The following is an 11,785-nucleotide window of genomic DNA, read 5'->3' as shown; positions in this document are numbered from 1 at the left end:
CTAATACTGGGGGCTGGTCAGCCGCATGAGAAAGCCGAGGTATTTTCCTGCCGCCAATCTTTAACCATTAAGTGGGAACCACGCGCACCAGTCAATGTTAGATTGCGACCGGCGATATCCCGCAATTTAGTAACATACTCAGCCTGCACATAAGTTCACACTCGAAAAAAGTCCGGGCAGAGCTCGACAGAAATATTATTGTCTATCCATACAGTTGTGGTAGCTAACTCAGAAATGCTAGAAAATCCTGCCTCTTATTGTTACTGTATAACAAAAAATGAGGTCTCCATGAAAACTACGTTATACAAAGATTTCACCTTTGAAGCCGCGCACCGTCTCCCTAATGTGCCGGACGGCCATAAATGTGGTCGCTTACACGGGCACTCCTTTATCGTGCGTCTTGAGATCACCGGTGAGGTGGATAAACATACCGGTTGGATTATCGACTTTGCCGAACTAAAAGCGATTTTTAAACCCACGCTGGAAAGATTGGATCACTACTATCTCAATGATATACCGGGTCTGGAAAACCCAACCAGCGAAGTGCTAGCTGAATGGATCTGGAATCAGATTAAGCCTCAACTCTCCATCCTAAGCGCGGTGATCGTGAAGGAGACATGTTCCGCAGGCTGCATTTACCGTGGTGAATAACAAAAAGGAATAGCAGAAGCTATTCCTTATCTATTTACTCCAACGCCTCTTTAAAAGCGGCAACCATACTGGACGCCCCTTTCCCTGTAGGATAAATAATATCCCGACGGCGATCCGTCACGGCGTAAAAGGCTTGATGCTTAGAGCTGCCAGTGGCGAAAATGATATAGTCGGCCTTATCAACAAGATTGAGGAGTGCAGGTGTCGAGACATGATCATGGTTTAATTCGACATCCAGACCGGGATATAGATGACACAGAGCATCTTTGCCCCGTCGGGCGGCACCTTCCATCAGGCTGTAAATTAGCAGTGTTTTCCCCTTGAGATCCCTTTGCTGCGGGGAAGCAACGTCCGATGTGCTGGTCTGGCCTGGGAAAGCACGCCCGGCATGAGCTCCGAGGTACAGTTTTTCCACCATCCGTGCAGAAAACTGCATGCTTTCATCCAGTCTCTCCCAGCGCTCGTTTAACATCTCCTGTACTTTGATCCAGAAACCCAACCGGGCGGCATCATCACCGGTGACCTTGTCGTAGAGAAGTTCGGATATATCAAGCAAATACCCCAGTGTCCGTACAGAGATGTTCGCCTTGCTGACAAGCTCTATTGCTTCGAGGGCTGTAGTATATTCCTCGCGGGTAAAGCGGCCAGAAAGAAACTTATCCAGAATCATCCCTGCCAGACGCACATCCTCTTCCGAGCGAATATCTTCCACAACGAACAACATTAGCCAGTCTGGCCACAATGAAGCAGAAACCTGAACATCGTATTCCTGGAGCCAGCTCAGCAAGTTTGGCAAAATATCGCGCAATACCATTCCGGACTGAGAGTGAGAATGTTGCCCTAACAGCGTCTGCCACTGTGTACTGCTAAACGTTGTTGGCAGCCAGTCCATACAATGCATAACAGCGGACTGGCGCAATGATTCAAAGCGCTCGGGTTCAGTCGCCAACTGTAAATCAGACAGCCAGTGGTTCCAGCCATAATCATGGGTCTCACAGCGTTTTTCCAGACCCAGCCAAATATCCCAAAGCTTAGGTATTCTTTCTATTTCTTGCCGCGTTATCTCTGGCATTGCTGCCAACTGTGCGAAGATCTCGCTCTCGCGCTCAAGATCGGCGGTGATGACTTCGATGAGCAATTCCTTGGCGTCATCAAAGCTGAGTACGGTGATAACGGGTGCCTGAATGAGCGCTTTTTCGGCCACTTCTGCCGTTAACGGGAGTGAACTTTGCCCGGTAACCCACCGCTCAACTTGTTGAGTCCATTCGGGCTGCAGGAGCGGCGTTGCTGTTTGCCATCCATCAATACCCAGCAACGCCGCCCCGATTGCCCAGAGTTGCCAATCGGGCAAAAAACTGGCGTGGTGGGTAAAACGCGGCGTCACTTTGTAGAGTGGGATTAAATCGAGAACCAGCCTTCTCGCGTCCTCTCGGGTATCTGACGGAAATTGCGCATCCTGAATAGCATTTATCCTGAAATGCCCCGTCGATCGCAACAATAGCCGTTGGATTCGTTCTGGCACTCGACCCCGTAGCAAAGCCTCTAATCTTGGATGGCTTAAGATAGCGTCCCAGTTCGAAGAGGCCGCCATTGACAACAGTTCCAAGAAGAGGAGGTTGAGTGGAGACAGCGCTTGGTTGCCGCGTAACTCCTCAAGATAATACTCAGCCTTTTTACCGTCCTGTGCGTGGCAGGCCGTATAGAAATCCCTGAGAATACGTCCAGTCGGTCTTTTGACCAGCGAAGTGAGCAACGGCCGACGACGATAAAGATCCATCACCGTCTGCAGCATAGCGTAGACCCGTTGCATTCTTGCCTTACGCCACTCATCGACCCGATCCTTGTCACCGTTTGGTAGCGGCAAAAAAGTCAGTGCCAGAACGCCGCCCGGAGATTTCTCCAGAAGGATTTTTTCCCCGGCATCATCAGAATCATAGAATGTGCTGATATCGGCACTGGTATCCGCTGACCCTAATGCCGCCGTCAAAATACGGCGAAGCTCATCCAGACTGCGTTCATTTTGTGCCAGCGCGTATAACACCCACCTCCCTCTTCGGGTCGAGGGGAGGATACAAGGCAAGGCCTTAGCTCCCGCCTGCTGAATCAGCGTGTTCATTTGCGGAATGCTGTAACCACCAGCTATCGCCTTGTCATACTGCAGATGTTTATCATCGGCGTAAAATTTATCCAGCCATTCTGCGTACATCAGAAAGCACCCTGTGGTTGGCCAAAGTGATACTGGCTCTCGAACGCAGCCAACGCTTCGCCGATTGCATGCGGATCGCTGTTCAATTCGACAAACTCTTCGTTCCGGTTAACACCGCTCCAGGTAAAGTTCATCGAGCCCCTGAGGAAGAAATGGGGGGTCAGCAGCCCTTTCGTGTGCAGTTGATTACGCCATTCCTGGCGAAAATCCGCATGATTGTTTAATCGTTTCTTCAGCGCCGTCACAAAGTCACGGTTGAGCGGTTGATCTCGGGTGACCAACGAGAGCGACGCGCCGTTGTTCACTGCGCAGACCAGCAGTTCGATGAAATCGACCTCCCGTCCTCCCCAGGCTGGTTCGATGCTGTCCCAGTTACCGGAACGGTTGTCCAGCAGCCTAAAATTACTCACCCAGGGGGACACCAACCAGATTGGTTCAGGTTGCATAATCAGCGCGACAAGTTGGGCGCTCAGAACTTCCCTCAACTGGCGTTGTCCGGCAGAGCCGTGCAAAAAAATCTGCCGCTGTTTTGCCTGATCGATCACTATGCCACCTCAGCCAGTTCAATACGTAAAATCAGCTTATCTTGTTCGCGGCGAAGCTCACCCAGGCGCGGATAAAGTAACAGGCCAAGATAGTCGACCGGGACAATCTGCATAGTAAGGATCGCCTCATGTAAACGATTAAGCTGTTCACGCGGCAGAATAAGCTCCGCACGCCCACCTTTACACAAAGCGCCGTGCACGTGCGTTAGCCAGTCGGAGTGATCAAGAGGGATTTGATCAATATGTTCGCTGAACAACGCGCCAGCTAACAGACGTTCTGTCATGACTCTGCGTGAGCAGAACATGTTGTAAAAACTGAGCTCAGCCTGACGGATCGTGTAACCACGAGGCCAAAGCAAATTCTGGTTTCGACACTGCGCGTTGAACACCATCGACGCATCGTTAACTTCACCGAGGGTTTTGACTGCCAACGCGTGCGCAACCGTATTCAAAGTGAATTCAATGCCCGAATTCGCTTCTAGTGATATCCAGTCCGTAAGCAGTTGATAAAGCTGCATGTCGGTGACCTCACTGCTACCGGCGCGCAGGATCCGTGAATAAAGAACCGTCGTGAAACTGTGGGAAAGCCGCAAACCGTGTAGAGAAAGCTGCAGATGGAGATTTTTATTCGCCTTACGTCTGGCATCCATATTGCTCGCCTCACGAACCGCAGCCATCGCCTGGCAAAGTGCATCATCCGTTGTCAGCAATTGCAGCACCATGTACAAATCGTAATCGATCTGCTCGTAATCACTTGCTGAAAGATTGCGCACCAGCACATTCAGGAATGTTACTGGATCTTCAGCCCATTTCTGCTGCAGCCGAATCAGGATCCCGCTGCCGCCAGATTCCATTTCGCACAGCCAAATCTCGAGCCATTCGCTGCCTTTAACCGGATCTTTCATCCAGAATGAGTCGGTAACAACCGCCCTATCGTCCACATCCGGCAGCAGCGTGCTTAACGTTTGCTGCACGCCAGCGGCCAGTGTGTCCGCAAGTATCTGTTGCGCCCACTCGATAAAACCGTCGATTTCAGCCAGTGGCTTGAATAATGCCTGAGCACAGTTCAGCAACGACTGCTGGATCTCTGGACGACCTAGGAGTTCCCGCAGGCTAATTTGCAGCAATTGTTCGCTCTCAGCGTCGTTGTCCGTATCCGGTTGGAATAAGCTCGCGGGAATAGCCGCCAGCCTTTCCATCCCCTTCGCCGACGCCATGCTTTGTAATGCCGCTTCGGTTGACGAGTATTTTCCCGTCGCGAACGTTTCTGCCAGCAGAGCCATAAAGCACTCAATAGCCCAGTCGGCTTTAAAACTGTCGAACTCAAATTCAGGTAACTGTTTGACCAAATGCTGGAAGTAAACAGGGCGCATACCTCGTTGGATCGCTTCCTGATGCAACAGGTTTTGCACGCGATCGTTCGAAAGTGTGAAGCGAAGGCGCATTGCATCAACCCACTGACGACTCCCGACCCCAACATTTTCGTCTTCATGGACCCAGGAAAAAGCGACGTGGGCCCGACCTTTATTCTTGAACCGGAGAGAGGCCTGCGATCCAGTTGAGAAACGGATCAACTCCAGCGGGGTCATATGCTGATGGTTGTAAAAAGTAATATCACGCAGCGTAGATTTCCACACCCCCTTCGGCACCTCATCCGGCGCGGCAATGCCAGGATTGATCAGGCTAAGACACCACTGCAATTGCGCATTACTTTTATCCGCCATCTGGCGAACATCGGCGCGGGTTGTCATGACCTGAGAGGGTTTAACTACCTTGATCATGCCGCCGAGATGCTCAACTTCATATTCTATTTGCACCCCTTCGCCAAATGCTTCGCGCACAGGGAAATCAATAGATTGCAACTCTTCACCGGCGACAGGCACATAATTTTCTGGTACAAGCCAGTCTGTGCTTTTGCTCGATTTAATCGCGTAGCGTTTAGACAATCGCCCAGGCGCAAACTCACGCAGTCCTTGCCAGAAGGAGAGCGTTTCCCACTTCTCTTCATCGTCGTAACCGCGTCTTAAGCGGATATCAAGCTCGGGTAGATTCAGCTCACTGAACAGGTTTTGCGGAATATATTCCGGGGCTGGAGAACTGCTTCTGGATTGCTCGTCTTCACCATCCTGCACAACTGATCGCAGGCCAGCCCACGCCACCCCATTAACCGCCCAATGCGTTCTGATGCTTCTCAGGATGCTTGGCAGAAACTCAAACATAATGGAACGTGGCGGACTCCAGAGGATCTTCTGAATGTCGCTGTCAGGGAGGTGTAACGCATCTTCAAGATAGCGGGACAGTTCATGCAACCGTCTACCGCCATCCAGCACATCCTCAATCATCTTGCTGAGTGGAGCAAAATTCTCCTTGGTGCGGTTGGGTTTCTTTAACATACCCCAGAGATCTTTGAACTCGCCCACTTTGCTGAGCCAGTCGAGCGTCGCCATCGCGGCCTGCATTTTTTGCACGTGCTGATTACGCAACGGTAGTTCCTGACGCTTGATTTCAGGGCTCATTAGCCCTTCATAGCGCTGGAACGCAACGCGGTCACGGCCAAATTCTGACAGCACGACTAGCATCCAGGGGCGCATGCCTCGTGGACGCCCGGCGCGACCTTTACGCTGAAGGTATGAAGCCACATCATTGGGTGCTTTATGCTGCAGAACTGCTCCCACCTGAGGATCGTTATAGCCCACTTCCAGAGAAGAGGTAGCGACCACAATATCGGCCAGAGCATCCACGCCCGCATCCTGACTTGAGGTGCGGGAGACAACTTTGTTTTCCGAGAGATCGTGGCCGATTTCCATGGCTGCTTTCCAGTTCTGGCCCAACTCAGTTTTACGCCGCTCGCTGCGTTTAGGATCGGTGTCATCAGGTGAACCGTATGGGGTACGTAGTACCGCCAGCGGGGAGCGATAAATCCACGGCGGTTGCGGACTGGTTTTCCAGCCCTCGGCATCGTTGAGATCGTGGTAAAGGCGGTTGTTACCGTCGAGGGTGTCCGTAAAAATGAATGTCTTCTTACCCCATGTCCCTTTTGACTTGCCTGCCTTGCTGTCCAGCATACGCGCCATCAGCATGCTGGTCTGGATGGTGGTAGAAAGCAACGCAGTTTCAGACACAGGATCGCCACGCAGCGCTAACAGGTACTCAGCGCCCTCCTCAATCATCTCTTCGGTTTTAGGCTTAATAAGCGCCACGTTCTCATCGGGAGCGCCCACCAGCCTAGCAAAAAAGTGCTGGGCATCAGCCAGCGTTGCCGATAATCCCACGAAATGCGGCAGGCAGTCGGTACGTTGCATCCAGCGACGAAGCAATAGTGCCGTCTGCGCACCAGTGGTGCCGCTGTAGGTATGGACTTCATCAAGCAGCACCAGCGTTGGCCCATTCCCTTCCCCCACCCCAAACAGGTGATTGGTCCAGTTGGAGTTCATCTGTAGGTTCAGCATTTCGGTGGTGGTAAACAGAATATCCGGCGCATTTCCGCGCTGCTGTTGCGTATTACGCGTGATCAGAATTTCGCGCTGATCCAGTTGATGCTGGCACTGAGTGCAGGTCAGGACCTCTCGATCGGCATAAATATCCTCACGCCGCCAGATCAGCGCGCCCCCGCAGATCTGCTTTGGGTTTGTCGAAAGGGGATGTTGGCACTTCATTAAGCCGAACGGCAGTCCAGGTCGACCTTTGATGTCTTTCTTAGACAATGCCGCCATTGTTGGCGTGTCTCCAAAAAAGGCACCAATGCGAATTTTTCGCCCGGCCGCTTTTAGCATATAGTCGTCTAGTTTGCGGCATTGAGAAAACGTCTCCGCAAACTGATCTTTGAGCAACTCTTTTCGCGGATAAATGGCGAGAATGCGAACCTTACACTCAGGATTAGCGCAAATCTCCTCCGCAAGACGGGTTAGCGCCGGTAGATAAAATGACAACGTTTTACCGCTGCCGGTTCCAGCACAAACGATGGTTCCGCTAGCGGCATCGCATCGAATCCGATGCGTCTGCCAGTACTGGAGAATGCGCTCAGTGGATCGTTCCTGAAAGCCCGCCAGGCGGAAATCTGACGCCAGCATCTGGTGCATAATGTCACAAGCCCGATCGCTTAATTTCAGGCGTGTTTTCCAATCAGAAATAAGGGAGTTCGGTTCAGCTTTCCGCTCAGGATAGCTGCGCGGCCGGCGAATAAAACGGTAGTCAGAGACCAGTGTCTTACTTTCATCCAGACTTTTATTAAACATCCACTGCCGCAGGTTGCGAAGTAAATGGACGGTTTCACCCATACGAGTTCGCCAGACAGGCGGGCCGTCGAGATGCGGTACCTGAATTAACATACCGCCGTCGAGCATCTCATCCAGAACCATTTCGGCATCTTCTTCAGGTAACACCCGTCCAATAACGCTTAACAGTTCATCCAGATTAAAAAAACCGCCAGTGTCGCCCCATACCAAAAGCGCATTTTCTTGTTCTTCCAGCGCATCCAGCACGCGTTGCAAAAGTGAAAGCTCGATTCCCTTCATTAAATCATTCTCTTACGTGTAACGTTAAACGCTGACAGCATACCTTTTTCTTCCAACCAGGCAATCACGCCCGGCGCCAGCAGCGTAAGCGAGGCATGATTATGTCTGTCCAGCGCCTCAAAAAAGCGCAGAACATCGTCTGGTGCATCCGGGTCCATTGAACGTTTAAGCGCGACCATCTCATCGCTATACTTCTGCAGGTTTTTTACCACCGACAGGCTGTCTGGCCCGCTTAACTTCTGTCGATTAAAACTATCGCGCGCTTTGCGATAACCGTCATACACCAACACATTCCCCAGCGTTCGCTGTTGTTCCAGAAAGACGGAATCCAGCGTTGCGCGCGCTTCAAGATAGGCAACAAACGCTTTCCAGGTTGCATCCACCTTATCATCAATAATTTCATTTACGCTCTTCAGAACCCGTACAGTTTCCCAAAACCCGCTCTGCTCAGTTTTATCGCCACTTTCTTTGAAGCGTGCCGTCAGCGCATCCAACTGCGTTTTGGCACCGCCGAAAAGCGCCGCCTCCTGCGAAAAATCGATAGTGGAGTGTGGTTCCGGTAGCGTGCCGATCACCTCAAGTTGCTTTTGGGCTTTTTGCAGCGGTTCGGCAACATCCAGCAGGCCGTCACGAATGGTACGGTACCGATCGTAGACCTCTTCTAGCGACTGAACCTGCTGTTTTATCTGATACTGCTCCCGCAGTTGCGTAAGTTGGGTCTTAAGCGTTGTCATTCTGTTCCCCTGCGACGGACTGCATGGCGTCGAGGACCTGATGAAGTTCCTGCAACGTGCTTTCAATCTGCGTGCGAAATTCGCTGATCTGCTGCCCACCGTGTGAATGGTTGTAGGCGGTAATATTCGCCAGTACCCGTTTGTGGACCTGCTGCCAGCTTTGCATTGTCATCATAAGCCGGTTAGTTAAAACACCATCCAGTTCGCAAAGTAACTGCCATTGACGCAGCGGATCTTCAGATTGATTAATACCTCGCAATTTGAGGATCGTCATCCAGACGCCCCCCTCCGTTAGCGCATTCAGTGAATCCGTCAGCGTGCTGCTGTCCGGTGATATATCCGCAGGATAATCGCCGCTGTCCCCAAGGGATTTTACTAACTTAGCCAGGTCGGTGACGAGTTCGGAAAAATCATCCGCATTTTCACAGTCTGCAAACAGAGCAGCAGTATCCAGTTCAGGGCGGATTTCACTGAGCGACTTTTTCACCACGGCGGCATGTGTATTTTTTGAGCGTTTCTTCAATGCCTTTTGTATCTCACTCAGCAGGAGATCGCCTTCCAGCGCATGATCGTTCAGCGCCACTAGGCTGAGCCATGCGTCCTTGGCATCATCCCACTTCGCTAATGCCTCTGCCCGCAGTTCGGTGATTGCCTTCGTGATCCCGGAACGAAACTGCACAGAAAGCGTTTTGCTGTTTTGCAGCAGCCGCGCAAGCACCTCTTTCGAACCATCCGCTGCTTTAATGGCACCCAGCACATCGGCCAGCGCAATCTGCTCGCTGAGCAGCAGCGGCAAATCGTTGCGCTTATGCTTAACGAGTTCTGTCAGCGCATAGTTGACCCAGCGATCGCAGAAGCTCTGAATAATCAGGTAATCCGTTTTGCCCTCTGTGTAGCTCCAGTCCTCGGTTTTAGGTACGGAGTTTTCTCTGTAGTAGCCAAACCGCGCCAGCGCCATCGCGGCATCCGTTAGTTGCACCGATCGCTTATCGTATTCGGCCTGAGGAATAAATTTCACCACATGCACGCCACGGTTACCCTGTGCATTAGGTAACTCAACGGCGACAAAGTTGGATTTACCTAACCAAAGTGTTGGCCGATAGGTGCTGCCCGCCCATTCCGCCACAACGCGCTTATCAAAGAAGAAGGCCAGGGAGCTTTTGATATAACGCGCGGGATCGATCTCAAGCGTCGCGCCTTTTAGCATCCAGTCACCCACCGCCGCATCCAGCGCTCGGATAGCCAGCGTATCTTTATTTTCTTTCACTTTGGGTTTGACTGTCGTGGGTTCTGGCTTAACAGTTTTTTTAACCTGCGCCTCAACTTTGGTCACCCGCGTTGGTACCACCGGTTGAATATGGACCGGGGCACTTTTTGTGTTTTCCAGCACCTGCGCCAGATCGTCCAGATCGAAGCTACGGGCAACATCAGGCGGCAGAGTGCTGGCCAGAGTGCCATCGGAATCGGCGGGATAGCCCCACAGAGCAACCACGGATTCAGCACGCTCGGTGTCGGCGAAGCCTTGACGGAACAGCCAGCTTCGAAGCCCTGCCGGCGCCGCAAAATCGCCAAGATGCGGTGGCGGAAAACGTCCCTCATCGGCATCACGGCGACAGTGCTGCAGTACACGCAACAGAATCTGGTTGATGATCTGACGTGGATTGAATTTTAATTCTTTGCGATCGTCGCGGCAGAATGCCTCTGCCAATGCATGGATGGCGTTTGTGTTGAAGGGAAACAGCGAAAATCCTTGCTCGCTGCGACCAAACACTTCAGCCATTTCGTCGCCGTTTGCGCTGGCTTCCCAGTCAGGCGGCCAGTGTGATTTATCGGCAGATTGCTCCCAGCGCTGGCGTAAGGCTTCCCCCCCAAAGCGGGCCGCGTTGATGTATCGACCACAAAAATCGACGATACGCAATCGCGTCTCTTCGCGCTCGTTCCCTACCTCTTCGATCACCCATTCACCCTTCGCGCGATCTAGCATCCCCTGACGACGGCGGGCATACCCCTGATAACCGTCAGTAACAGCAATAGCCGAACACACCGGGCATAGCACTTCTTTCCCGTCGCGGATCCCTTCCCTCTCTAGGCTGTCGATCAGCACATCCTCGATCGCGGTGATAAGCGACATATCCTCTACCAGCACCATCAGCGTCATCTGCTTTTCATGTAGCGCCTGACGGATCTGAGTAAACAGGTCGGAGAAACTGCGGCCACGGAAGTTGAAGAGTTGGTTAAACAGCGCCTGCGTCGCTTTAACTAGCACTAGGTTGAGGATCTCCGAGGCATCTTTGCGCCCATCCTCATGCGTATTCAGGCGGCTTTTCTGAATATACTGACGCGCTGGCAGACTGAGATCGTTAATATTAAAACTGAAATCAAGATCTTTGGCTTGGAGTTGCTGTTCCCCTTCGTCGAGATCGCTGCTGGTTGCACCGTTGGTCAGACGGTTGGCAAACCGATAGAGACAATGCTCTTCTTTCAACAAAAACTTCTTGAAGTAGGCATCGTTAATCAGCGTTGGTAATGCATTTTCTTCAGCGTGGACGTGGATTTTCTGTAGCCGAGTCGCCTGTGGTTTGATAGCTTTTAACTGCTCAGGCGTACTTCCCGCCATCTGTTTTTTCAGCGCTTCCATATCCTGCTTGTTACGTTCATGAAGGTTGCGCAGCTCTTGCCCCATCAGCATCAGCAGCCATTCAGCGATCTCGCGAGGCGTACGTTTTTCCGACACCTTATTGATGTCTTCCCGCGCTTCGTCAAAGATCTCACCCTCCAGGCCCGCCAGCATAGAGGTAAGAACTTCACGCAAGCTGGCACTTTTTGGAATACGGACAATATGCCACTTCTTGTCTTTGTACTCCTGACGCAACCGCAGTTTCGCATCCAGCCAGCGGATAATGTGCGATTTACCCACTCCGGCCTTGCCCACAATCGGAATTGGGCGTGGCGTTTCCAGAAAGTGATTGAGCAAATCCTCTTCTTTAGCATGTCCTAAGTTGTTGCCGTCTTTATCGAGACGCAGCAAATCCACCGACTGATGCACTGCCAGTAAGGTGTACTCCGCCAACTCTTCCGCCTCGGTGCGAATACATTCATTGATGTTTTGCAGGGAAGGCCAGTAATCGATCATTC

The 11,785-nt window shown here is 51.9% G+C and carries 6 protein-coding genes; 1 reads left to right on the top strand and 5 read right to left on the bottom strand.

Features of this window, described 5'->3' with window-relative positions; genetic code table 11:
* The first annotated feature begins 288 nt into the window (after positions 1-288).
* The gene (gene queD / locus EL29_RS20710) at positions 289-651 is read left to right on the top strand and encodes a 6-carboxytetrahydropterin synthase QueD (RefSeq protein ID WP_028716002.1); all 363 of its coding nucleotides are present in this window, start codon (positions 289-291) and stop codon (positions 649-651) included.
* A 34-nt stretch (positions 652-685) separates the two neighbouring features.
* Here the strand turns inward: queD and dpdD are convergent, their stop codons facing one another.
* Genes dpdD through dpdH form a run of 5 tightly spaced genes read right to left on the bottom strand, consistent with a single transcriptional unit; the run spans position 686 to position 11,783 of the window.
* Positions 686-2,857, bottom strand: a complete 2,172-nt coding sequence (gene dpdD / locus EL29_RS20705; RefSeq protein ID WP_028716001.1) for a protein DpdD — start codon at positions 2,855-2,857, stop codon at positions 686-688.
* Entirely contained in the window at positions 2,857-3,402 is a 546-nt protein-coding gene (dpdK, locus tag EL29_RS20700; RefSeq protein ID WP_028716000.1) for a phospholipase D-like domain-containing protein DpdK, read from the bottom strand. Before dpdK ends, dpdD begins: the two co-directional genes overlap by 1 nt.
* Entirely contained in the window at positions 3,402-7,916 is a 4,515-nt protein-coding gene (dpdJ, locus tag EL29_RS20695; protein WP_028715999.1) for a protein DpdJ, read from the bottom strand. Before dpdJ ends, dpdK begins: the two co-directional genes overlap by 1 nt.
* Positions 7,916-8,650 (bottom strand): protein DpdI, encoded by a 735-nt coding sequence (gene dpdI / locus EL29_RS20690; protein WP_028715998.1) that lies wholly within the window; start codon positions 8,648-8,650, stop codon positions 7,916-7,918. The genes dpdJ and dpdI overlap by 1 nt, the downstream gene beginning before the upstream one ends.
* Entirely contained in the window at positions 8,637-11,783 is a 3,147-nt protein-coding gene (gene dpdH, locus EL29_RS20685) for a protein DpdH (protein ID WP_028715997.1), read from the bottom strand. The genes dpdI and dpdH overlap by 14 nt, the downstream gene beginning before the upstream one ends.
* Positions 11,784-11,785: the final 2 nt, after the last annotated feature.

It is taken from the genome of Pantoea ananatis LMG 2665, assembly GCF_000710035.2.
Lineage (GTDB): Bacteria > Pseudomonadota > Gammaproteobacteria > Enterobacterales > Enterobacteriaceae > Pantoea > Pantoea ananatis.
This window is presented reverse-complemented; position numbering and strand designations above follow the sequence as displayed.

Coding starts and splice junctions, on each gene's coding strand:
- queD (WP_028716002.1), top strand. CDS start 289: ATGAAAACTACGTTATACAAAGATTTCACCTTTGAAGCCGCGCACCGT.
- dpdD (WP_028716001.1), bottom strand. CDS start 2,857: ATGTACGCAGAATGGCTGGATAAATTTTACGCCGATGATAAACATCTG.
- dpdJ (WP_028715999.1), bottom strand. CDS start 7,916: ATGAAGGGAATCGAGCTTTCACTTTTGCAACGCGTGCTGGATGCGCTG.
- dpdI (WP_028715998.1), bottom strand. CDS start 8,650: ATGACAACGCTTAAGACCCAACTTACGCAACTGCGGGAGCAGTATCAG.
- dpdH (WP_028715997.1), bottom strand. CDS start 11,783: ATGATCGATTACTGGCCTTCCCTGCAAAACATCAATGAATGTATTCGC.